Raw genomic sequence first — 25,553 nt, 5'->3', positions numbered from 1 at the left:
TACGATCAGCTGACCCTCTTCTCTTCATCCTGCCGGGCGATCCGCTCAAAGCGGCACCCGCTTGGGCAGAGGGTTGGACGTATTTAGAAATGACGCGGAGGCAACAGGTTGATATGCCGAGGCAGTCGTAATTGATACGGGTAATGAATGCCAACGGCGATCGTCTTGGTCAACGCGGAGATCGGCAAGGAGGCGGACATCCTGAATGAGCTCTGCGCCCTGCCTGAGGTGGAGAAAGCGTTCCTGGTCTACGGGGTCTATGACGTCGTTGCCAGGGTGAAAGCGGAGACCATGGAGTCCCTGGAGAACAGCATCACCCTGAAGGTGCGGAAGATCGCCGGGATAAGGTCCACGCTGACGCTGATCGTAAGCCGCGAGTGCAAATAGTTCATCTAGGCCCAGATACTATGCCTTCCGTTCCAATGGAGCAAGCTGGTGGAGCCCTGGCGCAAAAGAAGAAGGGCGTATCCCAGAACGTCTATGAGAAGGACGTGGACGTTCTGATCCAAAGACTTTCTGTCGATGTCTCAGGAGAGGTGCAGGCCAACATCGAACGCCTGGCTCAGAGGTTGAAGGAGCTCAGGGACCGCAACATGCTCAAGATAAATCATTCCATCCTCGAGCTCATCGTGGCCAAGAACCTGATCACCGCTGGCTACGACGTCGATCTGGAACACACCTTGGACAGCGGGCTGACGTGCGATGTGTTCGCCAAGAAGGGAATGGGCACGTTCATCGTGGAGGTGGAGACTGGCTACGTTCCGCCCTCCCACGCCCTCGACCCCGTCGACTACATCAAGGCCCGCATCGCCAGCAAGATCGCTCGCTATAGCGGCTTCTGCAATCGCTTCGCCCTTGGCGCGCCGCCGCATTATATCATGCCCATCCCCCGGATGCTCACCAAACCGGCGCGCTTCCGCAGCCAGGAGGAGGTGGTCCAGGTGAAACGCTATTGCGACATGTACTACTCCAATCCCCCGGTCTCCCCGGACGAGATCATGCACGCGCACATCCATGTGGTGCAGGTGATCGATGTGGACCAGGTGCTCATCCACGAGGTCGAGCCCTCGGAGTACATTGACCACTCAGAGCAATGGTACGGTCTTGATAGCATCCGCGCTTCCCCGCCTCTCGGGCGCCAATAAGAGGTTTGAATATTGTGCGAGGGATAGGGGGCGCGAGATGACGCCCGCTGACAATCCTGTACTGTTCCTGGCCACCATCGCCTTCGTCTCACTGTCAGGAGTGATGGCCCCGGGACCGATCTTCGCCACCACCGTGGCCAAGGGCTATGGCGACGTCAGAGCGGGGATCAAGATCGCCACCGGACACGCGGTCATAGAGGTGCCCCTCATCGTAGCGATATTCCTAGGCCTGGACACGGTGCTCCGCAACGATATGGTCTTCTTCGTCATCGGCCTCGTGGGAGGCATCATATTGCTCTACATGGGCTACGACCTGATCCGCACCCGGGACACGCAGTTGAAGGAAGCGGATGCAGCGGGCAAAGGGTCCTTCCTCTCAGGCATAGTCATGACCGCCGCCAACCCCTATTTCATCCTATGGTGGGCGACGGTGGGAGCGGCGCTCATCGCGGGAGCGGTGGAGTTCGGCCTGATCATGCTGCCCCTGTTCATCATCGTGCATCTGGCCTGCGACTACGCTTGGTACTCATTGGTCTCGGTGGCGGTCTTCAAGACCAAGGAGGCCTGGAGCCAGAAATGGCACAAATGGCTGTTCGTGGCCTCAGGAGCGATCATGCTCTTCTTCGGAATCTACTTCTTGGCCAGCTCGCTTGGCAACCTGATGTGATGACCGAGGTCGTCTGTTTTAAAGACCCCACTCCCATATCTGGCCTCTAGGATGTCCAAGACCTACAAGGACCACAAAATCTACGGTTGTTTTACGCTCAATCGGCTGGTCTCGGAGCTTGGCATCGATCTATATCAGGATGGATTGGATGACAAGATAGACTCTATACTTGGCTCCAGTCCACGAGGCATTTCCAAGGAGGAGATCAAACATGAGATCCGCTCCAACCATTTCATGACGAACAAGGTCATCGAGAAGCTGGTGGAGGATGGACTGGTCACCGTAGAGCAGCACGAAGGTCGCTACGAGGTGCGCATCACCAAGGCGGGGGTGCTGTACATCCGCAAGTACAACGAGTTCTTCCTTTCCATCTACAGGGAGCAGATCCAGGAGCACTACCAATATCGAAGAATGCCTCACTGGGCGGACCGTGCAAAGTGAGCGTCTTATCTCTTCTTGCGGACAACGGCTCCCTATCGGCTCATGCCGCGATGTAAGGTATGAACTCGTAGGTGCCATCGTCGTTCTCGATGATGAGCTCCAGGGAGGAGACATAGCGCTTCCCCCAATGGGACATGGCCACCTGGGTTTCGGAGAGCAACTTGTAGGCCTGCTCGGATAGATCCTGCTCGGCCTTTCGCGTCCAGAGAGCGATGACCCGCGACGGTGGCATGTGGTTGTCCTTGCACACGTCCTCCGCGGCGGTCTTGAGCGCGGCCAGGTCCTCCGACCGGGGAGGATATCCGAAGACCTTCACGAACATCTGGTAGCCTGGATAACCGATCCCCAGGAGCTTCCAGAACGTTCCTGGTCTGGAACGCAAGTAAGCATCGAAGTTGTATAGCAGGCCGGAATTGCCCTTCAATATGGCCGCGACCTGGTAGTCATGGTTCGCGATCGCCTGGGCCATGCTTGGGCTTTTCGTCCGTAGCAGCTCCAGGAGCCTGAGCACCGCGCTGTCGCCCTTAGGCACGTAGACGACCGGGTCCTCGTCCCTCACTCGCACGATGGCCGCATGGCGTTGGGCATAGTAGCGCATGAAGTCGCCCAGGTTGCGGAGCATGGCCAAGGCCAAGACGCCGACCACGAAGAGAATGAGCAGCAACAGCCCCACGACTGTCTGACTACCAAGGGTAGCCAGCATAAGAATGAAATCGATGAAAAGCCAGATTCCGATGAAGATGGTGGCGTAGGTAACGAGCTTGCGGAACTTGGGGATCTCCGCATTCACCTCCTCGGCAAGATCGAAGACCGCGGAGATCGGGTTCTCCACCGCCCGTACATCGCCCCGGCTCATTCCCTTCGAACTCTGATTTCCATTATATAATACCCTCAGGAAGATTGTTGAGTAACACTCCTTCATGGCCTTACTAGATTGGTCCTAAGCATAGCACGGGACAGAGGTGAATTCCTCATGAAGGCAACCTACATCGGCATGATCTCGCTCGCGGTCGTCGCCCTGATGCTCACTGGAGGGATGAGCGGCGTCGTGAGCGCGGCTCCAGCGCCTAATCCCATCGACCGGATCAGGCTCGAGACTGGGCATACTAGCGAATGGAATGGCGGCGACTACGTGGCCGTGAACATGACCAAGGACGGTTCCGCCGGTTGGTTCGCGGTGGTGTACGGGACGGAGGCAAATCCAGCTCCCATCACGCTCGTGGGCGTCACCCTGCGCTATCTGGGCGGGGCTCAGGTCGTCGGTCCGAACGGCAACACCATCTTGGACGCGGTCCCGATACCTATCGTCACCGTCTTCGCACAGTCCTTGTTCGGGCTGCTGGAGTTCGATGACACAGGCATTGATACTCTCTTCGGCAGCTATGGAGCGGGGAACGGTCTCTTCGACTTCACCAGCAACCACACGTTCTTCTTCGAGGGCGCGCAGAAGTTCGAGCCATTGTACAAGTACGTGGATATGAAGCGCGCTTGGACCTTGTCTCCCATCACCTCGCTCACGGACACGGTCAACCAGAGCAAGACCTTCGAATTCTCGCTCTATGCTACTAATGTCACCTATTCAAAGGTCTACGACCCGACAATACATGCTGTGCGCGATGGCACCCCGGAGGACGGCGTGGTAGAGAAGATCGAGTTCCGGTTCCATATCGAGGCCACGGCCAAGGAGGTCACGGCCGAGGTGCCGTTCTACAAGGTCACCCTCGACCATGGAAGGATCACCCATTCCGAGCAGATCGCCTCCCGTGAGTACACTGGCGTGGCGGCGAACACCGCCTTCAAGTACGACCACATCGTGGAAGGCTGGGATCCCTACCCTGACGCGATCGATTCCCACCTCATGCTGGAGAACCTGCTGGTCTTCGGCGCGTTCATCCCGGAGAGGGTGGAGGAATGGTACAACGTGCAGTTCCTGAAGAGCCACCTGAGCGACGGGACGGGTTTGGCCAACTACGAGGCGGAAGGTAGCAACCAGACGGTCGCGGAGCAGAGTCAACTGCCTGGTCAGGCCCAGCTGCTCACCAAGGACAGCATCAGCTTCAAGAACAACTGGGAACGCTGCGGCATGCTGACCTGGGTAAGCAACGTGAGCGTGGACGGAGCGGAGAAGCAGATGTACTACCAGATCCACGCCGGCGTCGCTTCCGAGTTCCCCACGGACAAGAGGGATGGCCAGGTGAAGTTGCTTGTCATCCTGGGAGGATACATCTATCCGATGGGCGCGAACATCATGCATGACCCGTCATTCATCGGCGAGACGTTGCAGATCGACATGAACGATGGGCTCAAGGCGCTCCTGTTCGTGCTGTTCGTAGGCGTGGTGGTTATCGTCATCTCCATGATCGCGGCCCTCGTGCTGATCCGCCGCCAAAACAAGAAGGGGAACGAGAAGTTCAACCACCGCTCCCCACCAGAGTACAGGCAGCCCTAGGCTCAAAACCCCTTTTCCGCTTTTCTCATTTTCTTTTTCTTGCCCCTAGAGCAGAGCTCAGTCCCCGCGTCCCACCTGCATCATCTTCTCTAGGGGGAATCGAGCCCTGTGCATTACGTCCTCGGGCAGCTCGACCTCGTAATTCATCTCCTCCAGGGAACGTAGAACTGAACCCAGAGTGATCTTCTTCATGTTCGGGCAAAGCGCCCCGGGGATGGAATGGAAGACCTTCCCTGGCGCCTCCTTCTTCAGGCGGTGCAGGAGCTCCTGCTCGGTGGCGATGATGAACTCTCTGGCTTCGCTCTCCTTCACGAACCGGATCATTCCCTCGGTGGAGCGGACCGCATCCGCCAGGTCGAGCACGGCCGGCCGGCATTCGGGATGAGCGAGCACCTTCGCTCCCGGATGCCTGTTCTTCGCCGCGCGTATCATCTCCGGAGAGATGGAATCATGGGTTGGGCAATAGCCAGGCCAGAAAACGAACTCCTTGTCCGGAACGGAACGCTGCACCCACTTGCCGAGGTTCTCGTCCGGCACGAAGATGATCTTGCTGGCGTCGAGGGACCTCACGACTTTCACCGCGTTAGAGGAGGTGCAGCAGATGTCCGACTCGGCCTTGGCGGCGGCCGTGGTGTTGACGTAGCTGACGACCGCGGCGCCAGGATGCTTCCTTTTCATATCGAGCAGTCCAGACACGTCGAGCATGGCGGCCATAGGGCACTGGGCATCCTTCTCCGGTATCAGCACCTTCTTCTCGGGGTTCAAGACCTTCGCGCTCTCCGCCATGAAATCCACCCCGCAGAAGACGATGACGTCGGCATCGGTCTCGGCGGCTTGCATGGAGAGCCCGAGAGAATCGCCCACGAAGTCCGCCATGTCCTGCACCTCCGGCCTCTGATAGTTGTGAGCCAGGATGACCGCTTTCCTCTGCGCTTTGAGCTCCCGGATGCGATCCTCGACACGCATGAGGCTGCCAATCAAGGGCGGCGTATAAATAGGTTGGCTGGCTGCGACCGAAAGCCGTTCATCTCTCGAACTTCGCCGACGTTTGATCGAGCCGGTCCAGCTCCGCTTGGGTGAAGCTCCAGCCGACCGCCCCGGCGTTCATCTCCACCTGCTGCGCTCGGTTCGCGCCAGGGATGATCACCACCTCTGGATGACGAAGCAGCCAAGCCAGGGCACCTTGGGCCGTCGTCCTGCCATGCGCTTTCGAGCATTCTTCGAGAACCTGAAGCACCGGCTGCACCGCCTTCAGATGGGAATTGCGGAAGTAACGGGTTCTGGCCCGCCAGCCTCCCGGCCTCTTGCCCGGAGCATACTTGCCGGTCAGCACTCCTTGTTGCAGAGGGCTCCAGGCGATGATAGAGAGCCTTTCCTTTCGGCAATAGTCGAGCATGCCATTCCTTTCCGGCGCGCGATTTGCGAGATTGAAGTGCACCTGGTTGGAGACGACGTCGCAGCGCGAGAGGTAGGAACGGGCCTTCTCCAGTGTTTGCACGTTGAAATTGCTCACGCCGATGTGCCTGATCTTGCCCTCCCTGACCAACTTCTCCAAATTGCGCATCGTTGCCCGGAGGGAGAGCAGCGGATTGTGGAAATGGACCTGGTAGAGGTCGATGGCCTCCACTTGCAGACGCTTGCGGCTTCTCTCGGCGTGAGTGAGGACGGAAGAGGGCAGGAGGTGCAAGGGAGCGTACTTGCTGGCAATATAGAAATCATCTTTGGGAACGAGCTCACCGATCAGACGCTCCGAGGCACCCCCTCCATACACCTCGGCCGTATCGAGGAGGTCGATGCCCATCTCCACCGCTTTCTCGATGGCCTGGGCGATATCCTCCTTGCGATAGCTTCTCCCATATTCCCAATATCTCGTCGAACCCCAGGACCACGCCCCTAGGCCAACGGCGGACACCTTCAAATCGCTCCTTCCCAGGGTGCGAATCTCCATCGCCCCCAACAATCGGAATGCACTATATCATTTTGTCTGAGGGATCCATCGCCAGGAGCACCATCATCTTCCGGAAAGTCATTGTGGCTTGGCAAAACTATATCATTGGCCAACCGGATTTGAAGGGGTGGGCAGGGAGGCGACATGCAGGTCCAAGTGAGAAAGGAATTCTGCAAAGGATGCAACTTGTGCGTGGTGGTCTGCCCGACACGTTCGTTCGAGGAGGGTGAGGACATCAGCGAGAGAGGCTACTTCCCTCCTGTCGTCGCCCATCCTGAGAAATGCCCCAACTTCAAGCGCAAGACGAAGAAGAACGCGGTGTGCGAGATGTGCATCCTGACGTGCCCGGACCAGGCGCTCCGCTGGGATGAAGAGGCGGGGGCAGAGCCGTGAGACTCCCGCCGGGGACCTATTTCATGCAGGGGAACGAGGCCTGTGTCGAGGCGGCCATCTATGCCGGATTGCGTTTCTACGCTGGCTATCCGATAACCCCATCCACGGAGGTGGGAGAGGGGCTGGCAGCCAGGCTTCCTGAGGAGGGAGGGGTGTTCATCCAGATGGAGGACGAGATCGCCTCCATATCTGCGATTATCGGCGCTTCCTGGACCGGCGCCAAGTCCATGACGGCGACCTCTGGACCAGGGTTCTCCCTCATGCAGGAGAGCATCGGCTATGCCTCCATGACCGAGACGCCGTTGGTCATCGTGGACGCCATGCGAGGAGGGCCTTCCACGGGCCTGCCGACCATGCCCGCCCAGGGGGATGTCATGCAGGCGCGCTACGGCTCGCACGGGGACTATCCGATCATCGCTCTGGCAGCCTCCACCGTACAGGACATGTTCGACCTCACTATCCGGGCCTTCAACCTGACCGAGAAGTATCGAGTGCCCGTCATCCTCCTGTCAGATGCGGAGGTGGGACACATGAGAGGCAAGTCCACCGTTCCCACCTCGATCGAGGTCATCGACCGAGCCATCCGTTCGGATAAGGTCTGGCACGATGGTTTCGCCTATGACGAGAGCCTGGTGCCCAAGTTCCCCGTCTTTGGCAGTGGGTCGAGGGTCCATGTCACTGGACTTTCGCACGATGTGGCAGGATATCCGAGCAACGATCCGGAGGTGCACGAGGATCTCGTCCGCCGATTGAACGACAAGGTCACGAAGCACGAGGATGACATCTGCCGAGTGGAGACCATCCGCCCCAATTCCAGGAGAATGCTCGTGACCTATGGCTCTCCAGCCTTGGCCGCGCACGAGGTCCTGCGTTCCGATCCTGAAACCGGGATGGTGAACCTGAAGACCATCTGGCCATTCCCCGAGCGGCTATTGCGCCAGGCGATATCCGGGACAGAGGATGTCATCGTGGTGGAGATGAACCTCGGCCAAGCGTACCGGGAGGTGGAGAGAGTGGCCTGCGCCGAAGGACGCATCAAGACCAGGTTGCTTTCCAAAGTGGGAGGAGAAGTGACCACGCCATCGGAGATCGTGAAATTCCTCGGCAAGGGAGGTTGAGATGGAGTTCTTCGATCTGTTCCGGGAGGATAGATGGCCGCACATGTTCTGTCCTGGCTGCGGCATCGGCATGGTGATGAACTGCTTCCACCGCGCCTTCGCCGAGACGGGACTGGACCAAGACCGCACGGTCTTCGTCTCTGGCATAGGCTGCAGCTCCCGCATCATCGGTTACATCCGAGCGGACTCCATCCACACCACCCATGGCCGAGCCTTGGCGGTGGCGACCGGCATCAAACTGGCCAATCCGGACTTGAACGTGGTGGTCTTCTCGGGAGATGGGGACTTAGGGGCCATTGGCGGCAACCACTTCATCAACGCGGCCCGGAGGAACGTGGACATGTCCGTGTTCTGCATCAACAACTTCATCTACGGCATGACCGGGGGGCAGGCTTCCACCACCACGCCGCACAAGTCATACAGCACCACCACCCCCTATGGCAACAAGGAGTATCCCTTCGACCTTTCCGAGCTGGCGGTGACCGCAGGGGCCAACTACGTCGCCCGGTGGACCGTGCGCAACGTGAAGGAGCTGACCGCATCCATGCAGAAGGCCATGCAGAAGAAGGGCTTCTCCTTCGTGGAGATCGCCTCTCCCTGTCCCACTTCTTTCGGGCGAAGGAACCGTATGGCCGACCCCAAGCAGATGTTCGAATGGCTCAAGATCATCAGCGTGAAACGGGAGAAGAGCCAAGCTTGGGGGCTCGACCAGCTGGACCTCAACCTCGGCGGACAGATCACCGTGGGGGAGTTCGTGGAAAGGAATCGAGCCCCCTTCGGCATGATCGCCTGAGCTAGCGGAAATCAGGGGGAGGGATGGCCCGGGGATGGCTCTTGGGCTTGATATCCGCCGTGGAAGGAAGCCCTCTCCACAACCAGCTCAGGAAGAGGATGAACGCCATTCCCACGACCGACATGCCCACCATGCCCCCTCCGCCCAGCTCGTGTATGAACGCGAAGAGGATGAGGAAGGAGAGCACCCCGGACGCAAGGGCAAGCTGATGCCTCGGCTGCCATTGCGCCCCGTTCCCTGACCAGCGCCTTGCGGTGTTGAAACAGTACCAGCTGAGCAACAACACCACGGCAATCGGCTCAAGCGGGTTCACTCCCGTGGCAGGCAGTACCCACAGGGTGATGAAGAAGGTGGAGGAGAAGAAAGCGCCCAGAGCCAGGAAGCGGCGAGGCCGCAGCACTGGAACGTTGCGAGGGAGGAAGTAGTGCCGGGGAAGGGCGCGGGCCAACACGAACAGCGCGAACACCGATGTCAATGCCAGAAGATAGTTCTGCGGCTCAGGGACGTAAGGGGTGAGGAAGAGGGCCCCAAGCGCCACATCCAATGCCAGCACTCCGAACAGTATCTTGAGCGTGCGGTCGGTGACCCATCTACGGCCAGAGTCCTCTCGGAAGAGAAGGGTGATGAGCAGTATGGGGATGGCGATGCTGAAGACCGCGTGGTAGATGGCCAGCTCCGTGCTCCATATCCAGTTCACTCCTGCGTATCTGCCATAGGAGCCCAGGACGCCGATGTCCACCCAGTTGGGATCGAAGAAGGATTTGACCATCAGCCCCTCCTCGATGATGCCGTAGGCCACGCCCATGACCAATATTGAGGTCCAGCCCTTGTTCCAACGTACCACCAGCTCCCTGATGATCACCGCTCCGCTGCCATAGAGCCCCACCATGAAGGCGAGGCCTACCGGGTTGAGGAATTCCAAGGGCGGGGAAGAACCGGAGAGGAGCTCCCCTATGATCGGGGAAAGGAGGAATAACGCCAGGGCGGGGAGGTAGCTCCTCTTCGACTTCATCGATGCCCGATGCCAGATCTTCATTCATAAAGCAGTAGGAAACAATGATAACGGCCAGTAGCTCGATGGATCAAGACCGCAAGGCATCTTCGAGCTTCGCCGCCACGTCCGCGGAAGCATCGTCTACCGGCACCAACTCGATGTCTTCGGGGCGAGTCGCACCCAGTCCCAGCTCCACCGCCCTCTTGATCTGGTCCTGTTCGAAGACCGGCCTGCGTTCGATCTCTTCGGTGGTGCCATGCATCTTCAAGGCGGCAACGCCCACAGCATCCAGGGCCACGCGGTCCCTGGACGCCAGGGTCAGGTTCGCTTTCCATACCCGCCCACGCATGGGACCACCGGAGTAGTAAGACTCGACCCCATCCATGACCACTATGGTCGGATCATATGCGTAGTTCATCTCCGCGATCATCTGTCTCTGGTGGGGAGAGGAATGGAGCTCGTCCATGTCGAGGCGATGCACCATGCCTGTGGTCAGTTTGAGGGACATGGTGAAATGCCCCCCGTACTGATGGGTCTTAAGGCAGCACAAGCAGATGACACGGTCCGCGCGGAGCACCGGCCTGGCGAAGCGAAAGCCAGCCCGCCAGTGGCTCCCAGGCGGTTCGATTTTGGCGTACATGTCGTCCGGCATCTCGTCGAATAGAAGGCATTCGAAACCTTCCTCCTCGCCCAGGTCGAACATGCCTTTCTCCCCGAACACGTCTCTGGTGCTCGCCGGTCCGCTACGGTCCGCCACCGTCAGACTTCTCGGCGCTTCCACCTTAAGCATCTCCACTAGGGCCAGAAGGGTGTCGTTATGGGTGGACCCGGGCGCGGGATCGGCGGTGTTGAAGTTGGGCTTAATGAGGACGCTCCTGCCCTCGATGACAGGTAGGCCGATCTCCTTGACCACGCTCCTGGCCGCCCTTTTCCTGACCGGATCCAAAGCCACCGCCACCTTGGACGACAAGCACTCTACCCTCCGATCAATGCAATATTGCTCACAACCGATAACCTTTCCCTGACCTCATTAGCCGGTAGAACACAGAACAAATATTATCATCTCGGCAATGGCATCGTTGTCCTCATGGAGTGCTCCTTGCGCTTCTCTCTCGCTGGGCCAGACGGTATGAACATCAAGGCGGATGACGCCAAAGCAAGATTGGAGGCGGACTCCCTGAGCCTGGTCGCCAACGACGGTACCAGCTACTTCTTCTCCCTTAGGGACATCGTGACCACGCGGTCTCAGGACTTTCGCATCGAGGCCACCATGGTCAATGGCCAGTCGCTCGTTCTTTTCAAGATCGGGGACAAGTACGAGGACCTGGCGAAAGGCATCAACCGTTCCAGGAACGAGCAGCTCATCCGAGACCTGTTAATGCAAGAGCCTGTTAAAAAGCAGAGCGTGCCCGGGGAGCTGAGAATGGGAGCGCACGAAGAGCAGAAGCCGCTCATCTGCAAGTGCGAGGTGAGGGTGTACCAGAGCACGGTGGCCATCATGCCTGAGAAAGGCGAGTTCATTCGCCTGCCGCTCTCGAACCTCGCCGGGGTGAGCGTGGAGAAGTTCTCCCTGACCATTAGGAAGGAGGATGGGAGCTTCCTCACCGTTGGCAAGCTTGGACGGGAGCTCGAGCCACTCCGCAAGGCGATCGCCGAAGGCATGGCGGAGCAGGCGTTGCGCATCAAAGCACTATTGAAGGACCTGGTCCCGGAGGCGGACCCAGTCAACATCGAGAACGCCTCCAGATACATCAAGGAAGGCAAGGCGGTGAACCTGGCCCTCCTGGACCAGCTCGTCCCTGGTTCGTGGAGGGCGATGGAGAAGAGGCTGGAAGGCGCCGACCTCGGCCCCCAGTATCAGCTGCTGACTTCCCTTGGCATCAAGGAAAAGACCAGGGCGGGGATCAAGCGCACCCGAGGCGAGGAAGGCATCACCGACTACATCTGGCTCTTCGTTCCGATCACCTCGGCCTCAGACGGCAAGGCAGGCAATGCCATCGCCTTCGAGGCATCCTCTGAGGACGATACTGGCCGGGCGACCTATTTCTTCCGCATCGCCCCCCGTGAGGAGTTCAGGCGTTCGGGGGCGGAGGGCGAGAGCTTCGCCGACCTGGATCGAATATTGGACAAGATGAATGCCGCGCTGGAGGCGATCAACTTCCGCCGAGAGCCGATCTACCTGGAAGAGGGCAAGCTCTACACGCCGGAGTACTCCCGCTATCGCTATGCCATGATGAAGATCCCTGAGCTGCGTGATCTGAGAGCCCGCTTCATAGGGCGGGTGATCCACTCCGACCCGCTGCAATGGGCCACCGATGTCAGCGACCTACTGAGCTTCAACGTGTCCGCCAAGGACGACGACCAGCGCTGGGTAAAGAAGGAAGGAGAGCCCACCGAATGAGAGTCGAGGGGCCGGGATGAGACAATGAAGTACACACAGGGCAGACAGGGCCGGGTATTCGTCCTTCGCTTGGAAGACAAGGAGGTGCTCCATGAGACACTGGAGCAGTTCGCGGCGGACCATCGGATAGCGGCGGGCGTGGTCTGGGCGGTGGGAGCGGCGGATGAAGGCAGCAAGCTGGTGGTGGGGCCCAGGGACGCCGATGCCTCTCCGGTGGTGCCTTTGGAACGCACCCTGGAAGGGGTCCATGAGCTGGCGGGCGTGGGCACCTTGTTCCCCGACGAGGACGGCAGGCCGATCCTGCACATGCACGTCGCCTGCGGAAGACGGGACGGCACGACCACTGGCTGCGTCCGCCGCGGGGTCAGGACCTGGAAAACGCTGGAGGTGGTGATCTATGAGATCATCGGGGCACAGGCAAAAAGGGAGAAAGACCCTGCGACTGGGTTCGAGCTGCTCAATCCCAGGCGGCCGACCGTGACCGACCTATCACAGATGCGCTGAGCCTCCAGAGCTTCCAGCAACGGAAACTATTTTATCGGCCGCAAGGCAATCCGTCCAGCAGTGGGAGATGCGCGTCGGTGACGCGCGGCGAGAGGAGGAACGATCAGATGCCAGGGTATTCGATGCCATGCCGCTATTGCGGAGAACTGGTCCCGCCTGACGCGAACGTCTGTCCGTTCTGCGCCGGGGTGAGCCCGATCGGGCCATTGCGCTGTCCGAAATGCCGGGCGCCGATCGAGCTCAACCAGAAGGTGTGCAGCAATTGCGGGCTGGCCCTGATGATCACTTGTCCCTCATGCACCCGGGTCACATTCTTTGGACCTCACTGCCAGTATTGTCACGCGCCCACTCCCATCGTGTGCCCATGGTGCGGAGCGGTCCAGCCACCGGGCTGGGACAAGAAGAAATGCAGCAGTTGCAAGCGACCATTCATGGGAGGAAAAGGAGGCAAGTAGCTATGAGCGACGTCGGAGGCAGGTTCATCCCTTTCACATCGAACATGGAGGACAACAGCACGGACGCGGGTTTCCAGTTCACCTTCTTCTGTGATATCTGCCGCGAGGGGTACAAGAGTCGTTTCATAGAATCCTCGACCTACAAGAAGAGAGGGCTCTTCCGTGGCATAGGCCGGGTGGCTGGAGCTGCGGGCAACATCGCTGGAGGTTACGTCCACGGTGGGCATGACATAGGCTATGCGGCCCAGACGGGGGGCGATGTCCTAGGCGAAAAGTTCGAAGGGCAACCCCCGGAATGGCATAGGGAGCATGAGAAAGCGTTCGAGATCGCCACCAACGAGGCCAAAGGACATTTCAAACGATGTCCCCGTTGCCACAAATTCCTGTGCGACAACGACTGGAACGAGGAAGCGGGACTGTGCATAGAGGATGCGCCCCGGGAGGCGGTGGAGGTCGCCGCTGCCCGAGCGGACAAGATGAAGCAGGACATCCAGGAAAAGGCGCAGCAGACGCAGGTCTTCACGGGCGAGATAGAGCAGAAACAGACCCTCTGTCCCAAGTGCGGGAAGCCGGCCGGCGGCAGCCGGTTCTGCAACAACTGCGGCACGCCCTTAGGCATGATGGATTGCAAGGACTGCGGGGCCAAGAACCCGCCGGGCACGAGGTTCTGCGGGGAATGCGGCGGGAAGCTCTGAACGGACGGCCGCTGGCCCTCGGCCTCAGCTCTTCGTCGCTTGGTGGATGATCGAATAGCCCATCCGCTCTCCATGAACCTCCAGAGTCCCGGAGAACACCTGCACGTCGAGGAATGTTCCATCGGCTCGCCTGATCTGCATCGACGTCTTCGTGCTCTGTCCTGACCTCCGGTGTCTCGCTTCCACGAGGCTCTTCCCATGGGGCGGACGGCCCAGGTCTTGCATCGACATCGCCAGCAGGGAATCGCGATCGTAGCCGAACAACTTGCAAGCGGCCGCGTTCGCACCCTCCAGCCCACCGGTCTCAAGGTTCACCAGGATCATGGCCTCCGTGTTCTCCTGGAACAGGCGCTCATAGATCCCTTCCGAATCGCCAGGACGAGGGAGCGATTCCCGCCTGGAGACGGAACGACGCACCATCTCCAACAGCTCCTGGAATTTCAGGCCTGGCTTGCCTCCTTTCTGGAGATAAAAGGTCGCTCCGTTGTTCAAGGCGTCGATGGCCACATCCTCGCTCCCCTTCCCCGTGAAAAGGATGAATGGTGTGTCCCTGCCCTGCATCCTCAGGGTCTTGAGGAACTGAACGCCGTCTACGTTGGGCATTTGATAGTCGCAGATGATGGCATCGAATCTCTTCGTCTCCAGGGCCACGAGCGCTTCCAAGGGTGAAACAAGGGTTGTCACCTTGACGTCGCCATCGTTCTCCAGATAGGCCTTGGCGATATCCAGTAGGGCTGAATCGTCGTCGATGAAGAGTGCTGAGATTGTCTTCGTGTCCATCATCGGAGTCCAGATGGACCGAAAGGGCCATATTACTTATGCTATCCTTCTCTAGCTGTCCCGGATGCCAGATGCGGCTTATCTCAAATCCGAAGCGTGATAGGCATTAATATCGCTAAAGGTCATCGGATTGGACGAGATGGTGAGAGGCTGAAGGTCTCCGTACGCATAGCTGGCATGGGGGGGCAGGGCATCATCTTCGCGGGCATCGCCCTAGCCCGAGCTGCCGCTCTCTACAGCCATTGGGAAGGCAAGCCTCTAAACGCCATCCAGACCCAATCCTACGGTCCCGCGGCCAGGGGCGAGTCCTCCAAATGCGACGTGGTCATCTGCGACCAGGAGTCCTTCTATCCGTTCCTAGAGAGGCCTGATTTCTTGGTCCTGATGTCCAAACCCGCCTACGAGAAGTACATCGGATCGACATATCCAGGGACGGTGGTCATTATGGATGAGGATGCGATCGCGGATCGACCGGAGCTTACCTGCTACGAGCTCCCCGCAATGCGCCTGGCTGAAGAAATGGGCAAACGCTCCGCGGCCAATATGATAATGCTTGGGGCTTTGGTGGCGATCTCCAGTGCGGTGGACAAGGATGGCGTCTCCAAGGCCATCGTGGACGTCAGTCCTATGGGTAGCGAAGGACTGAACGAGAAAGCCTTCAGAGAAGGCCTCCTCCAAGGTCACAGGTTGCTGTACCAAGACTGAGCGTCTCACCGAGGCAGCAAGTTCTAAGTGGGACCGCGGGAGTATGGTGAGCGGTGGAGTACTTTGGACATCGATTCCCTGCGATCCGCGGGTCGGACCAGTCTGTCAGAGGCGGAGGTCAAGACGCTTCTAAGGGAGAAGGGCATCAAAACGACCGCTTTCACCACCCCAAAACGCTCTGATTTGGATACCCTAGAGATCGATTTCCCTGTTGCGGTAAAGGTATGCTCGCCAGGCGTTCTGCACAAGAGCGACCAGGGCGGGGTCTTCCTGGACGTGCGCGACCGAGGGGAGATGATCTCTCGTTACGATGACATCACCAAACGTTTTCCTGGGGCCGAAGTGCTCATCGAACCGATGGAGAAGAAGGGGTTCGAGGTCATCGTCGGGTTGACCAATGACCCAAACTTCGGACAATGCATCATGTTCGGCAGCGGGGGGGTCATGGCCAACCTGATCCAGGATGTGTCTTTTCGCTCGGTACCGATAGAGAGCAAGGATGCCGAGGAAATGATCCAGGAGACCAAGGCCCGGCACGTCTTCGAGGGCTTTCGGGGGTTGAAGGCGGACCTCGGCTCTACGGTGGACCTGCTGATCAGGGTCTCGGAGATGGGTGATGAGCTCAAGGGTCACCTGGACCAGCTGGACCTGAACCCAGTGATCCTCCACCAGGATGGCTACGTGGTGGTAGACGCGAAGATGGTGCTCCGATGAGCGCCAGTGTCTTTGGTAGGAGATGAGCGTCGAATGACGAGCAAGAGAGAGGAGCTGGCGTCCCGCTATTTCAACTGCTCACTGAGGGAGAGGGCGGTTTTCGAGGCGGGTATCAAGCTTGGAACGATCCATCACCAGTTCGTGGGCACGCCTATCTGCGCGGCCAACGTCGACATCCTGGAGAAAGCGATCCAGGATGGCGTGGGAGTGCAGCCTTTCGTTGAAGGGGTGAGGGTGCACATCGACCGGTCAGCGCTGAGAGGCAAGAAGGATGCCTACGACTACCAGACCCTAACGGGCAATATGATGGAGGTCTCCCTTGTCATCAAGATCGAGAATGTCCGGGTCAAGGCTGAGATGCGGTACATCGAGGAACTCAACTACCCCCTGATGTTCGTTCGCGAAGTGATGGATGTCATTTGAGCGCGCTCTTGTCACAATGCGCACAGAGACCATCAATAAGAGCAGCGCCACATCTAGGACAGATCGCAAGATCCTCGACCCTGTTTCCTCCCACGGCCAGACGTAGATGGGTGGTCCCCATCCTCGCTTCCAAGTCCCTGAGGAAAATCCAAGGCCGGCTCAGCAGAAGAAAGGACGCGATGACCAGCAGTCCAAAGCCTGCGAAGTAGGAGATGGCGAGCGCTGCATCATCAGCATCATTTCCAAGCATGCCGCGGAACGCTTGTTCAAGCAGTTGAGGACCGAACAAGACGATCACCAGCCCACTGATCGTCATCACCGAAGCTGCGATGAGCATATCTCGGCGCAGTCGGGGCCATGCGTTCCTTGTAAGCTCAGTGGCGGAGGTCAAGGTCATGCCTTCCTACCCTAGGCATCCGAATCCGGTCAGTTGATATTAGCTTTCGCGGCGGTCCAGCTACAGTCGAAATTTGATATAGGATTCAATGATCGTTGAAACGCGCCCCACCTCCGACCAAGCCAGGTGACGTCACCAAGAAAAAGGTAGTTAAACAAGAACTGCCATATCGGAAGCCCATCTGATTGTTGGAGGGGCCTTTGGATGGATTGTCCTACCCCTCGGTGGATAGGATGAACAATATCAAGATCGGCATCACGGGCTTGCCCGGAGCGGGCAAGACGCACGCTCTTATCAAGGTCATCGAAATGCTCGAGGCGGAAGAGATCATCGTCGGGGGCATGATCACCGAACCGATCATCGAGGACAATCGCCGGATAGGATTCTCGGTCATGGACTGGCGCACGAAGCAGAAGTCCGTTCTAGCGCACACGGAGATCCAGAGCAAGTTCATGGTTGGCAAGTTCGGCGTGGACCTGACGATTCTGGAGAGCGTAGGGGTAGCGGCCTTGATGCGCGCTTGTGAAGAGGCGAACGTCATCGTCATCGACGAGGTGGGGAAGATGGAGGTGGAAAGCGAGAAGTTCGTAGGGGCGGTCAAGTTCGCTCTGGACGTGGAGAAACCCATGCTGCTCACCTTGCACAAGAAGTCCCGCAATCCGCTGCTCCAGGACATACGACGGCGAGATGATGTGCGGATCCTCGAAGTGACGCCTATCAACCGGAACCTTCTGCCTTACAAGATCATGAAGCTCATGAAGGGCGAGCTCCTGTGAGCATTCTGCCCGATTCAGTCCAAATCCGTGAGGGAGCGACCAGTCTTCTCATCCCTCAGGTGCATTCGGAGAAAGGCCCAGGCAAGCGCATGGGTCAGGTGTTCTTCAACGAGCAAATGGCCTTCAACCGGGATGTCTCGGTGATGTTCACGAGGGCATCCGGATTCCAGGGTAAGAGAGTGCTCGATGCCATGGCCGGCACCGGTGCCAGAGGGATACGGATTGCAAACGAGGCCACGCCGGGATCGGAGGTCGTCATCAACGACAAGGATCCGCGGGCCGCAGGCTACATTCGGGCCAACATCGAGCTCAATCACCTCGAGAACGGCCGAGCCTCGAACCTAGACCTGCGATGTCTCTTGGCCACGGAGGTCTTCGACTATATCGACCTGGACCCGTTCGGAAGCCCGGTCCCTTTCGTGCAAGCCACATTCCAGGGCCTGAAGCGGAACGGAACGGTGGCCATCACTGCCACCGACACCGCGCCCTTGGCCGGAACCCACGCCAAGAAATGCGTGCGCCGCTACATGGCCCGGCCGTCGCGTTCGCCGTTCGGACACGAGACTGGCCTGCGCATTCTCATCGGCTACCTTGCTCGCGAGGCAGCGCAGCTGGACAAGGGCGTGAGGCCGCAGCTCTGCTTCTACGCCGATCACTATTTCCGCTGCTACCTGCGCGTCAAGGAGAACGCCGCGGCCGCGGACGAGGCATTGGGGCATCTTGGTTTCATGGATTTGGACGAGAAGAGCAGGGAACGCTCGCTATCGACCGATGCGAAGAAAGGTAAGATTGGACCTCTTTGGATCGGAAGTCTCTTCGATCACGATCTGCTCGATAGAATGGAGGTGGGAGAGGACCTGCAGCACCCAGTCCGCTGCGCCAAGTACCTTGGGCTCTGGAAACAAGAGCTCGATGTACCTTACTTCTACGAGAACAACGAGCTTTCCTCCCTGCTCAAGATATCACCACCAGTGCTGGACCGGGTTGTGACGGAGCTTTCTGTCCGGGGACGGGCATCGAAGACGCATTTCTCGCCTTCAGGATTCAAGACCGACGTGCCCTTCGAAGAGGTCCTCCAGACGTATCGTGACATGGCGTGACCTGACGCACCAAATGCTTTATTTACGGCATGACCGATGGCAAGCTGGTGAGCGACTGACCTCTCTTGCGGTAGTGGGCACCCAGTGGGGTGACGAGGGCAAGGGCAAAATCACTGACTTTTTGGCCGAAGGCGCCGACATGGTGGTGCGTTTCCAGGGCGGGGCAAATGCCGGCCATACCATCGAGATCGGGAAAGAGGTCTTCGCGCTGCACCTGCTCCCCTCAGGCATTCTACGAAAAGGCGTCATCAATGTCATCGGCAACGGCCTGGTGGTCGACCTGGAGGCACTGGAGGAGGAGATCGCCATAGTCAAGCAGAGCGGAAGGAGCATCGATGGCCTGCGCATCTCCGACCGGGCGAACGTGGTCATGAGATACCATCGGATGATGGATGGACTAGAGGAAAAGCACCGCGGAGCAAAAGGGGTTGGCACTACTGGACGAGGGATCGGGCCTTGCTACGCGGACAAGGTCGCCCGAAGCGGCATCCGCATGTGCGACCTGGTGGAGAAGGAATCGCTGAAGGAGAAACTGGATATCATCTATCCGACCAAGGAGAGGGTGTTCCGCGCCTTCGGAGGGGAGGGATTCCCAAGCAAGCAGGAATTGCTCGATCAACTGCTCCACTACGGAGAGATGTTCGGACCGAACATCTGCGACACCTCCGTGCTGGTGAACGATGCCATCGAGAAAGGCAAGCGAGTGCTTTTCGAAGGCGCCCAGGGAACGATGCTGGACATAGACCACGGCACCTATCCCTACGTAACATCGTCCAGCTGCGTGACCGGGGGAATATGTACAGGAGTGGGCGTAGGACCCGCCCATGTCCAGGAAATCATTGGCGTGGCTAAAGCGTACACCACTAGGGTAGGAGCGGGACCGTTCCCTACCGAGCTTTTGGAAGACACCGGCAAGCTCCTATTGACCAAGGGCGGCGAATTCGGAGCGACCACCGGAAGGGCGAGACGCTGCGGGTGGCTGGACATGGTCGTGGTGCGATATGCGGTCAGGCTCAACGGCATCAATTCCCTGGCCTTGACGAAGTTGGACGTGCTCAATGGCATGAAGACGATCAAGGTGGCCACCGCCTACGATATCGATGGAAAGGGAGTGGAGAACTTCCCCGCCAGCCTCTCCAAGCTCGCCCGGGCGAAGCCGGTGTACGAGGAACTGGACGGCTGGGAGGACTGGGGCGAGGGAAGATCGGCCGAGGTGGCGAAGAAAGGATACGAAGCCCTGCCACGATGCATGAAGGACTACCTTGGCTTCGTCTCCAGACACGCAGGGATACCGATCAGCATCATAGGCATCGGCAAGGAGCGGAACGAGACCATCGACCTGCGCCACCACCCGATCTCCAGACTGGACGGTTACTGAACATCATCTCCCTCGTCTGATCTTGTTCATTTGTTGCTGACGATCAGGGAAGCTTGGCGATATCGAAACCCTTCTCCCCGAGCGGTTTGGTGGCATCAATGCCGACCTTGGAAGTGATCCCTTCGGTGCTGGGATCGAGGGAAGAGCCAGCGGCATTGTTCACCACTACCAATCCGCGACTGGCCTGGAACCTCGTGGCCACGGCCCACTCCACCTGCCGATCGTCGTAGATGTCCACGTCCTCGTCCACGATGGTGACCTTCTTCATGGATGGATGCCCGGAGAAAGCGGCCATGATGGCGTTCACTCCATCCCCTTCCTTGTTCTTGGTGACGGAGACCACTCCGTGGAGCCAACAGCATCCGCCTTCGGTCAAACGCACGCCGTGCACTCGAGGAACGACCTGTCCGACCGAGCGATAGATCATCGGTTCCCGGGGAAGTCCCATGAGCAGGTAGTGCTCCAGACCACCGGGCAGGATGATGTGAAACACTGGATCACGGCGCATGTACAAGCGGTCGATCTCCACCACCGGCTGCTTCCTCACGTCATCGTACGTCCCGGTGATGTCGACGAACGGCCCCTCGTCCACCGTCTCCTTGGTGATCCTGCCCTCGAGAACGAACTCGGCATGTGCTGGCACCAGGATCCCGCCTTTGGTCCTGGCGGCCTCCAATGGTTTGCCGGTGCATTCGTAGCGCAGCGCAGAGGCTATCTCCAGCTCATCCTGGACGTAGTCGGTGGAGGTGGCCGCGGCCAGAAGCACGGATGGGCAAACTCCGATGCAGAACGCCACCGGCAGCTCCTTACCCTTGGCCAGACTGGAACGGAACATGGTGTACAAGTGCCTCGGGACAAGGCGGATGGCGAAACGCTTCTTGTCCAGGAGCATCAGCCTGTGGAATGAGACGTTGCGTTTGCCCTCGAACTCAGAAACGCCCACCCCGGCGGTTACATAGCGGCCGCCATCGCGAGGATAGAACTTGGGTATGGGCAATGTGGTCAAATCGAAATCCTCGCTCATGGTGTCCATCCATCCCGGGTTCTTGATCTCGGTCGGAGGGCGGGGACGAGTGCTGGCCGCCAGCATCTTCGCCATTATCTCCTCCCTCTCGATGCCCAACGCCTCAGCGATGCGGGACCTATCGGCGAAAAGATTGCCCACGGCCTCGTAGCCGTTCAGGTGTCTGAATCTGACCGGAGTGGATGGATGTTCTAGGAGAATCCGGGTGACATCGTACTCGAGGGCTACTGGCTCCTCGACCACGAAAGCATTTTTGGTGCCGGACAGGATGCCTCGCAGGGACATGACCGGTAATCTGCGCGACGGTATTTAATCCTCCACTGGGGCGGGGTTGTCAATAGGACGGCCGAAGCAGAAGCCACTCCTTGTAGCGCTGGAGGACCTCGTCCGCATGGCGGGCGGCCATCGGCTCCTGCATAAGCACGCTCTCAATGCCCGGGATGTCGTCGTAGTCCAGACCGTCCATCGCGGTCACGCACCGGTCGGCGGTTCCAGGATCAACGAAGCGAAGCAACAACTGTTCCATGAACGATTCCGGGGATTGCCTGGCCATCCTTTCGCCGTGGGAGCATGCGTTCCCCCGACCTTCAGCCTTCCGCCATGCTGACGAAAGCTCAAATACGGAGCTATGCGATTGGCCGCCGATGTCGGACGAGATGACGAAAGAAGCGATCAAGAAGTACGCCTTGCAGAACGCTGTACTATACGGCGGCAAGGCGAACCCCAAGGCCGTTTCGGGCAAGGTGCTGGCGGAGGAGCCAGATCTGAGGCCGAGGGCCAGGGAGATCCTTCCGCTCATAGAATCCATCGTGGCCCAGGTGAACCAGATCCCTCTGGAGGAGCAGAAGCGTTTGCTGGAGGGCATCGACGCTTCCCTGCTCAAGCGAGAGGTGAAGGAGCGCACTCATGCTCTTCCCGATCTCCCTGGCGCAGAGAAAGGCAAAGTGGTCATGCGCTTCGCCCCCGGTCCCTCGGGGCCGCTGCATCTGGGACACACCCGGGTCGCCATCCTCAACGACGAGTATTGTCGCCGCTACGACGGCTGCTTCATCAACCGCATGGAGGACACCAACCCGGACAAGATCGATCCCGATGCCTATGACATGATCCCCGAGGATCTAGAGTGGCTCGGTGTCAAGGTCGGCAAGACGATCATCCAAAGCGAGCGTTTCGAGCTCTACTACGACATCGCCAGGCAGTTGATCGAAATGGGCAAAGCCTACGTATGCACGTGCCCAATCGACGACTGGCGCAGATCCAAGGAAGAGATGAGGCCCTGCCCACACCGCGAACTAGCGCCTAATGAGCAGATGGAGAGATTCGAGCAGATGCTGGCCGGACGATGTGAGGAGGAGAAGGCGGTCCTGGTGATAAAGACCGATCTGCATCATCCCAACCCGGCCATTCGCGACTTCGTTGGGCTTAGGATCGTCACCTCCACACCTCACCCTCGCACAGGCACCAAGTACTGCGTCTACCCCATGATGAACTTCAGCGTGGCGGTGGACGATCACGCTCTCGGTCTGACCCATGTCATTCGGGGAAAGGACCACCTCAACAACACCCATCGCCAGGAATACATCTTCGAATACTTCGGCTGGAAGCGGCCTTGGTACCATCACTATGGCCTGGTCTCCATCCCGGAAACGATCCTGAAGACCTCCACCGTGGGAAAAGGCATCAAGACAGGCGAGTACACCGGTTGGGACGACGTCCGTCTCGGCACCGTGCGGGCCATGGCCAAACGAGGCATCCTTCCCGAGGCCATCCGCGCCTACTGGATCGACTGCGGCATCAAGGGCGTGGACGTGGAGTTCACCTGGGACACGCTGTATGCGTACAACCGGGACCGAGTGGACAAGATCGCCGACCGATCCTTCTTCGTCTGGGACGCGACGCCCCTGGATATATACGGTGTCGATAGGCTGGAATCACATGCGCCGGTACAACCTGACTTCCCGGAGAGAGGGGTCCGTAAGAGCACGATGAGCGGAGAGCCGATACGTGTGTACGTGGTCAAGGACGACCTCAGGCACCTAGAGGAACGAGGGAAGGTGCGTCTCAAGGACCTCTGCAACCTGGAGCTGAGGGAGGGAAAGGCGTACTACATCGGAAATGACCTCTCCATCCTCAAGGAGAAGGTGAAGATCATCCACTGGGCGCCACCCGACTCCCGAAGGTGCGAAGTGTGGATGCCCGATGGAACGAAGAAGACCGGTTTGGCCGAACCCTTCGTCAAGGACGAGAACGACCGGACGATGCAGTTCGAACGCTTCGGCTTCGTGCGCATCCAGAGGTCAGAACCGGACGTGCTCGCCTACTTCTCCCATACCTGATCAGAACACGGAGAAGAGGAAGTGAGCGGTCCCTCCCAGAAGGAACGCGAGGGTAACGGACGCCAAGGTCACTTTGGCCGCATCCCTTGCCCCGAACTCCCGGGTCATCACCGCCAGGGCGGACAGACAAGGCATGTAAGTGGCCATGATCAAGGCGAACACGAAGAGCTGTTCATTGCTCAGCACTGAGTTCAGTTGCGAGGTGCCAAAGAGAACCACCAGCAGCTGCATGGCCATCTCCTTGCGCAGGATCCCGAACATCAAGGCGATGATGATAATCGGAGGCAGGCCCAGGAAGCCGAGGGTAAAAGGGGACAGCGGTCCGACAAGGGCATCGAGCACTTTGAACTCCATGAGCAGTTCCAGCACGATGCTGCCCCCCAATAGGAGGGGGAATGCCACCGTGAAGAAGTCCTTGCTGCGCACCTGGGTCTTCCACAGCACGTTCCGGAGGCGAGGCCAGGTGAGGTCAGGGATCTCCAATGCCAGAGACGTGGGCTCGAAGCTCAGCGCCTTGTGCAGCAGCCTTCCAAGAACCAAGAGGATGATTAAGAGGATGATGTAGATGGCCACGGCCCACAGGAGGCCAGCATAGTTGCCCACGGTTCCCATGATCACCGCCGTCTGCGCGGAGCAAGGAACGGCCATGATGGTTATGGTGGCTAGAATAAGACGTTCTCTCCGGGACTCCATCACGCGGGTGGCGAGTATGGCCGGCACGTTGCAGCCCATGCCCAAGATCATGGGGATGATGGCCCTGCCGTGCAACCCCATCTTGTGCATGATGCCATCGAGCAGTATCACCATCCTAGGAAGGTAGCCGGTGTCCTCTAGCAATCCCAGGATCAGATAGAAGACCACGATGTAGGGGATGACGATGGAGAGTATCGCTTGCAGGCTCAGGTCGACGCCTTTCGCCAGCGCTAGAGCGAACGGTCCACCGGCGTTCGCCAGATCGATGAAGAAGTTGCCGACCAGGGCTTCGTATGCACCGAGGAGGACGGACTCCAGTAATCCCCCTACGAATATCACGGTGAGGAAGACGCCGGCCAGCACAGCCAACATGATGGGGATGCCGGTCCGGGGGCGCAAGGTCAGGTCGGAGATCTGGTCGGCGCGGCCTTTGGGAGGGATGCGATCGCTGATGACCTCCTTGGCGATGCGTCCGGCCTCGCCGTAACGGTCGCGGTTGATGTGGACCGCGATCTCCTCCCTGTGGTCTCTCCGGAACTCATCTCTATCCCGCTCGACCTTGACCTTGAATTCGTGCGAGAACTGCTCAGCGAAAAAGGGGTTTCCTTCGAGCAGTTTGATGAGAGCACCGCGTGTCGGAAACCGGGCAGTCTTGCTCTCCGGTTCAAGTGAGAGGTTCCCTATCATCTCCTCGATGTGCCTATCATAGCGCACCTTGAAGTCGGATGGCTTGACCTGCGCAGTGAGCAGCACTTCCACCAGGTCCTCGACGCCCTCACCAGTGATGGCCACGGTTGGAACGATCGGCACTCGGAGGATGCTTTCCAGGCGCGTGATGTCCACGTGGTAGCGCTTGCGAGCGACGTCCATCATGTTGAGCGCCACCACCACCTTGAAACCGAGCTCGATGAGTTGGAACACCAACACCATGCTCTGCTCCAACCGAGTGGCGTCGGCGACGGCCACGATCACGTCCAGTTCCTTCTCGGCCAACAGTCTGGTGGCCACCGTCTCGTCTTCCGAAACGCCGGTCAGCGAATAGGTCCCAGGCAGATCGTGAAAATTGAGCCTCTGTCCGCCTCGATAGACCGCCCCCTCTTGGAACTCGACGGTCGTTCCGGGGTAGTTGGAGGATATCGCTCCAATCCCCGTCAGCTTGGAGAAGAGGACGGACTTGCCCACATTCGGCTGACCGATCAGTCCGATCTCCATCTCCCGCTCCCC

At 58.9% G+C, this 25,553-nt stretch carries 29 protein-coding genes; 19 read left to right on the top strand and 10 right to left on the bottom strand.

Translation table 11 applies throughout. The features are described 5' to 3' along the window. The first annotated feature begins 147 nt into the window (after nucleotides 1-147). From NT137_00520 to NT137_00505, 4 genes are read left to right on the top strand one after another with little or no spacing between them, the layout of a single operon-like run. On the top strand, nucleotides 148-387 hold the full coding sequence (locus NT137_00520; protein MCX6651829.1) for an Lrp/AsnC ligand binding domain-containing protein: 240 nt from the start codon (nucleotides 148-150) through the stop codon (nucleotides 385-387). 35 nt (nucleotides 388-422) lie between these two features. Next, complete coding sequence (locus tag NT137_00515; protein MCX6651828.1) at nucleotides 423-1,145, top strand: hypothetical protein; 723 nt, start codon at nucleotides 423-425, stop codon at nucleotides 1,143-1,145. 37 nt (nucleotides 1,146-1,182) lie between these two features. Beyond that, nucleotides 1,183-1,812, top strand: coding sequence for a LysE family transporter (locus NT137_00510; GenBank protein ID MCX6651827.1), 630 nt, complete (start codon nucleotides 1,183-1,185; stop codon nucleotides 1,810-1,812). A 51-nt stretch (nucleotides 1,813-1,863) separates the two neighbouring features. Then, nucleotides 1,864-2,253 carry a hypothetical protein gene (locus NT137_00505; GenBank protein MCX6651826.1) on the top strand — a complete coding sequence of 130 codons (390 nt, stop codon included), beginning with the start codon at nucleotides 1,864-1,866 and terminating at the stop codon, nucleotides 2,251-2,253. 40 nt (nucleotides 2,254-2,293) lie between these two features. Here NT137_00505 and NT137_00500 read toward each other — a convergent pair whose 3' ends face one another. Beyond that, nucleotides 2,294-3,109 carry a hypothetical protein gene (locus tag NT137_00500; GenBank protein ID MCX6651825.1) on the bottom strand — a complete coding sequence of 272 codons (816 nt, stop codon included), beginning with the start codon at nucleotides 3,107-3,109 and terminating at the stop codon, nucleotides 2,294-2,296. A gap of 117 nt (nucleotides 3,110-3,226) precedes the next feature. Between NT137_00500 and NT137_00495 the strand changes: the two genes are divergently transcribed. Further along, nucleotides 3,227-4,702 carry a hypothetical protein gene (locus NT137_00495; GenBank protein MCX6651824.1) on the top strand — a complete coding sequence of 492 codons (1,476 nt, stop codon included), beginning with the start codon at nucleotides 3,227-3,229 and terminating at the stop codon, nucleotides 4,700-4,702. 57 nt (nucleotides 4,703-4,759) lie between these two features. Here the strand turns inward: NT137_00495 and nadA are convergent, their stop codons facing one another. Both nadA and NT137_00485 read right to left on the bottom strand, forming a co-directional pair. Continuing rightward, a complete protein-coding gene (gene nadA, locus NT137_00490; protein ID MCX6651823.1) occupies nucleotides 4,760-5,668 on the bottom strand; it encodes a quinolinate synthase NadA in 909 nt (302 codons plus the stop codon). Between the two features lie 58 nt (nucleotides 5,669-5,726). Next, nucleotides 5,727-6,650 (bottom strand): aldo/keto reductase, encoded by a 924-nt coding sequence (locus tag NT137_00485; GenBank protein MCX6651822.1) that lies wholly within the window; start codon nucleotides 6,648-6,650, stop codon nucleotides 5,727-5,729. 144 nt (nucleotides 6,651-6,794) lie between these two features. Here NT137_00485 and NT137_00480 point away from each other — a divergent pair, with 144 nt between their 5' ends. The 3 genes from NT137_00480 to NT137_00470 are packed head-to-tail and all read left to right on the top strand — an operon-like array spanning nucleotide 6,795 to nucleotide 8,954. Further along, complete coding sequence (locus tag NT137_00480) at nucleotides 6,795-7,043, top strand: ferredoxin family protein (GenBank protein MCX6651821.1); 249 nt, start codon at nucleotides 6,795-6,797, stop codon at nucleotides 7,041-7,043. 23 nt (nucleotides 7,044-7,066) lie between these two features. Continuing rightward, complete coding sequence (locus NT137_00475) at nucleotides 7,067-8,161, top strand: 2-oxoacid:acceptor oxidoreductase subunit alpha (GenBank protein MCX6651820.1); 1,095 nt, start codon at nucleotides 7,067-7,069, stop codon at nucleotides 8,159-8,161. Nucleotide 8,162: 1 nt separating this feature from the next. Beyond that, nucleotides 8,163-8,954, top strand: coding sequence for a 2-oxoacid:ferredoxin oxidoreductase subunit beta (locus NT137_00470; GenBank protein MCX6651819.1), 792 nt, complete (start codon nucleotides 8,163-8,165; stop codon nucleotides 8,952-8,954). A gap of 1 nt (nucleotide 8,955) precedes the next feature. Here NT137_00470 and NT137_00465 read toward each other — a convergent pair whose 3' ends face one another. Continuing rightward, nucleotides 8,956-9,966 carry a hypothetical protein gene (locus NT137_00465; protein MCX6651818.1) on the bottom strand — a complete coding sequence of 337 codons (1,011 nt, stop codon included), beginning with the start codon at nucleotides 9,964-9,966 and terminating at the stop codon, nucleotides 8,956-8,958. Nucleotides 9,967-10,036: 70 nt separating this feature from the next. After that, nucleotides 10,037-10,918 (bottom strand): DUF362 domain-containing protein, encoded by an 882-nt coding sequence (locus tag NT137_00460; protein ID MCX6651817.1) that lies wholly within the window; start codon nucleotides 10,916-10,918, stop codon nucleotides 10,037-10,039. A gap of 117 nt (nucleotides 10,919-11,035) precedes the next feature. On the opposite strand from NT137_00460, the gene NT137_00455 reads away from it, so the two are divergent. From NT137_00455 to NT137_00440, 4 genes are all read left to right on the top strand, one after another. Further along, nucleotides 11,036-12,349, top strand: a complete 1,314-nt coding sequence (locus tag NT137_00455) for a hypothetical protein (GenBank protein MCX6651816.1) — start codon at nucleotides 11,036-11,038, stop codon at nucleotides 12,347-12,349. A 24-nt stretch (nucleotides 12,350-12,373) separates the two neighbouring features. Next, the gene (locus NT137_00450) at nucleotides 12,374-12,853 is read left to right on the top strand and encodes a DNA-binding protein (protein ID MCX6651815.1); all 480 of its coding nucleotides are present in this window, start codon (nucleotides 12,374-12,376) and stop codon (nucleotides 12,851-12,853) included. Nucleotides 12,854-12,930: 77 nt separating this feature from the next. Continuing rightward, complete coding sequence (locus NT137_00445) at nucleotides 12,931-13,308, top strand: zinc ribbon domain-containing protein (protein MCX6651814.1); 378 nt, start codon at nucleotides 12,931-12,933, stop codon at nucleotides 13,306-13,308. Between the two features lie 2 nt (nucleotides 13,309-13,310). Next, a complete protein-coding gene (locus NT137_00440) occupies nucleotides 13,311-14,003 on the top strand; it encodes a zinc ribbon domain-containing protein (GenBank protein MCX6651813.1) in 693 nt (230 codons plus the stop codon). 24 nt (nucleotides 14,004-14,027) lie between these two features. Here NT137_00440 and NT137_00435 read toward each other — a convergent pair whose 3' ends face one another. Further along, the gene (locus tag NT137_00435) at nucleotides 14,028-14,786 is read right to left on the bottom strand and encodes a response regulator (protein MCX6651812.1); all 759 of its coding nucleotides are present in this window, start codon (nucleotides 14,784-14,786) and stop codon (nucleotides 14,028-14,030) included. A gap of 93 nt (nucleotides 14,787-14,879) precedes the next feature. Between NT137_00435 and NT137_00430 the strand changes: the two genes are divergently transcribed. From NT137_00430 to NT137_00420, 3 genes are all read left to right on the top strand, one after another. Further along, on the top strand, nucleotides 14,880-15,488 hold the full coding sequence (locus tag NT137_00430; GenBank protein ID MCX6651811.1) for a 2-oxoacid:acceptor oxidoreductase family protein: 609 nt from the start codon (nucleotides 14,880-14,882) through the stop codon (nucleotides 15,486-15,488). A gap of 63 nt (nucleotides 15,489-15,551) precedes the next feature. Continuing rightward, the gene (locus tag NT137_00425; protein MCX6651810.1) at nucleotides 15,552-16,202 is read left to right on the top strand and encodes an acetate--CoA ligase family protein; all 651 of its coding nucleotides are present in this window, start codon (nucleotides 15,552-15,554) and stop codon (nucleotides 16,200-16,202) included. Nucleotides 16,203-16,235: 33 nt separating this feature from the next. Then, nucleotides 16,236-16,625 (top strand): dihydroneopterin aldolase family protein, encoded by a 390-nt coding sequence (locus tag NT137_00420; GenBank protein ID MCX6651809.1) that lies wholly within the window; start codon nucleotides 16,236-16,238, stop codon nucleotides 16,623-16,625. Here the strand turns inward: NT137_00420 and NT137_00415 are convergent. Then, nucleotides 16,618-16,941, bottom strand: a complete 324-nt coding sequence (locus tag NT137_00415; GenBank protein ID MCX6651808.1) for a hypothetical protein — start codon at nucleotides 16,939-16,941, stop codon at nucleotides 16,618-16,620. The genes NT137_00420 and NT137_00415 overlap by 8 nt on opposite strands. A gap of 281 nt (nucleotides 16,942-17,222) precedes the next feature. On the opposite strand from NT137_00415, the gene NT137_00410 reads away from it, so the two are divergent. The 3 genes from NT137_00410 to NT137_00400 are packed head-to-tail and all read left to right on the top strand — an operon-like array spanning nucleotide 17,223 to nucleotide 20,276. After that, complete coding sequence (locus NT137_00410; protein ID MCX6651807.1) at nucleotides 17,223-17,798, top strand: NTPase; 576 nt, start codon at nucleotides 17,223-17,225, stop codon at nucleotides 17,796-17,798. Beyond that, a complete protein-coding gene (locus tag NT137_00405) occupies nucleotides 17,795-18,898 on the top strand; it encodes a tRNA (guanine(26)-N(2))-dimethyltransferase (GenBank protein MCX6651806.1) in 1,104 nt (367 codons plus the stop codon). The genes NT137_00410 and NT137_00405 overlap by 4 nt, the downstream gene beginning before the upstream one ends. A 13-nt stretch (nucleotides 18,899-18,911) precedes the next feature. Then, nucleotides 18,912-20,276 carry an adenylosuccinate synthase gene (locus tag NT137_00400; protein ID MCX6651805.1) on the top strand — a complete coding sequence of 455 codons (1,365 nt, stop codon included), beginning with the start codon at nucleotides 18,912-18,914 and terminating at the stop codon, nucleotides 20,274-20,276. A gap of 43 nt (nucleotides 20,277-20,319) precedes the next feature. Here NT137_00400 and NT137_00395 read toward each other — a convergent pair whose 3' ends face one another. Together NT137_00395 and NT137_00390 are read right to left on the bottom strand one after the other, a co-directional pair. After that, a complete protein-coding gene (locus tag NT137_00395; GenBank protein ID MCX6651804.1) occupies nucleotides 20,320-21,585 on the bottom strand; it encodes a UbiD family decarboxylase in 1,266 nt (421 codons plus the stop codon). Between the two features lie 49 nt (nucleotides 21,586-21,634). After that, the gene (locus NT137_00390; GenBank protein MCX6651803.1) at nucleotides 21,635-21,853 is read right to left on the bottom strand and encodes a hypothetical protein; all 219 of its coding nucleotides are present in this window, start codon (nucleotides 21,851-21,853) and stop codon (nucleotides 21,635-21,637) included. A 91-nt stretch (nucleotides 21,854-21,944) separates the two neighbouring features. On the opposite strand from NT137_00390, the gene NT137_00385 reads away from it, so the two are divergent. Continuing rightward, nucleotides 21,945-23,636 carry a glutamate--tRNA ligase gene (locus tag NT137_00385; protein ID MCX6651802.1) on the top strand — a complete coding sequence of 564 codons (1,692 nt, stop codon included), beginning with the start codon at nucleotides 21,945-21,947 and terminating at the stop codon, nucleotides 23,634-23,636. Here NT137_00385 and feoB read toward each other — a convergent pair whose 3' ends face one another. Continuing rightward, nucleotides 23,637-25,541, bottom strand: a complete 1,905-nt coding sequence (gene feoB, locus NT137_00380; GenBank protein ID MCX6651801.1) for a ferrous iron transport protein B — start codon at nucleotides 25,539-25,541, stop codon at nucleotides 23,637-23,639. It abuts the gene before it with no gap. Nucleotides 25,542-25,553: the final 12 nt, after the last annotated feature.

This window comes from Methanomassiliicoccales archaeon (assembly GCA_026394375.1).
GTDB lineage: Archaea > Thermoplasmatota > Thermoplasmata > Methanomassiliicoccales > UBA472 > JAJRAL01.
This window is presented reverse-complemented; position numbering and strand designations above follow the sequence as displayed.

Bases quoted from the DNA above. Each gene is read 5' to 3' on its own strand.
- NT137_00505 (MCX6651826.1), top strand. From the start codon at position 1,864: ATGTCCAAGACCTACAAGGACCACAAAATCTACGGTTGTTTTACGCTC.
- NT137_00420 (MCX6651809.1), top strand. From the start codon at position 16,236: ATGACGAGCAAGAGAGAGGAGCTGGCGTCCCGCTATTTCAACTGCTCA.
- NT137_00480 (MCX6651821.1), top strand. From the start codon at position 6,795: ATGCAGGTCCAAGTGAGAAAGGAATTCTGCAAAGGATGCAACTTGTGC.
- NT137_00455 (MCX6651816.1), top strand. From the start codon at position 11,036: ATGGAGTGCTCCTTGCGCTTCTCTCTCGCTGGGCCAGACGGTATGAAC.
- NT137_00400 (MCX6651805.1), top strand. From the start codon at position 18,912: ATGCTTTATTTACGGCATGACCGATGGCAAGCTGGTGAGCGACTGACC.
- NT137_00450 (MCX6651815.1), top strand. From the start codon at position 12,374: ATGAAGTACACACAGGGCAGACAGGGCCGGGTATTCGTCCTTCGCTTG.
- NT137_00415 (MCX6651808.1), bottom strand. From the start codon at position 16,941: ATGACGATCAGTGGGCTGGTGATCGTCTTGTTCGGTCCTCAACTGCTT.
- NT137_00510 (MCX6651827.1), top strand. From the start codon at position 1,183: ATGACGCCCGCTGACAATCCTGTACTGTTCCTGGCCACCATCGCCTTC.
- NT137_00465 (MCX6651818.1), bottom strand. From the start codon at position 9,966: ATGAAGTCGAAGAGGAGCTACCTCCCCGCCCTGGCGTTATTCCTCCTT.
- NT137_00440 (MCX6651813.1), top strand. From the start codon at position 13,311: ATGAGCGACGTCGGAGGCAGGTTCATCCCTTTCACATCGAACATGGAG.
- nadA (MCX6651823.1), bottom strand. From the start codon at position 5,668: ATGCGTGTCGAGGATCGCATCCGGGAGCTCAAAGCGCAGAGGAAAGCG.
- NT137_00475 (MCX6651820.1), top strand. From the start codon at position 7,067: ATGCAGGGGAACGAGGCCTGTGTCGAGGCGGCCATCTATGCCGGATTG.
- NT137_00435 (MCX6651812.1), bottom strand. From the start codon at position 14,786: ATGATGGACACGAAGACAATCTCAGCACTCTTCATCGACGACGATTCA.
- NT137_00470 (MCX6651819.1), top strand. From the start codon at position 8,163: ATGGAGTTCTTCGATCTGTTCCGGGAGGATAGATGGCCGCACATGTTC.
- NT137_00485 (MCX6651822.1), bottom strand. From the start codon at position 6,650: ATGGAGATTCGCACCCTGGGAAGGAGCGATTTGAAGGTGTCCGCCGTT.
- NT137_00495 (MCX6651824.1), top strand. From the start codon at position 3,227: ATGAAGGCAACCTACATCGGCATGATCTCGCTCGCGGTCGTCGCCCTG.
- feoB (MCX6651801.1), bottom strand. From the start codon at position 25,541: ATGGAGATCGGACTGATCGGTCAGCCGAATGTGGGCAAGTCCGTCCTC.
- NT137_00390 (MCX6651803.1), bottom strand. From the start codon at position 21,853: ATGGCCAGGCAATCCCCGGAATCGTTCATGGAACAGTTGTTGCTTCGC.
- NT137_00395 (MCX6651804.1), bottom strand. From the start codon at position 21,585: ATGTCCCTGCGAGGCATCCTGTCCGGCACCAAAAATGCTTTCGTGGTC.
- NT137_00500 (MCX6651825.1), bottom strand. From the start codon at position 3,109: ATGAGCCGGGGCGATGTACGGGCGGTGGAGAACCCGATCTCCGCGGTC.
- NT137_00515 (MCX6651828.1), top strand. From the start codon at position 423: ATGGAGCAAGCTGGTGGAGCCCTGGCGCAAAAGAAGAAGGGCGTATCC.
- NT137_00385 (MCX6651802.1), top strand. From the start codon at position 21,945: ATGTCGGACGAGATGACGAAAGAAGCGATCAAGAAGTACGCCTTGCAG.
- NT137_00520 (MCX6651829.1), top strand. From the start codon at position 148: ATGCCAACGGCGATCGTCTTGGTCAACGCGGAGATCGGCAAGGAGGCG.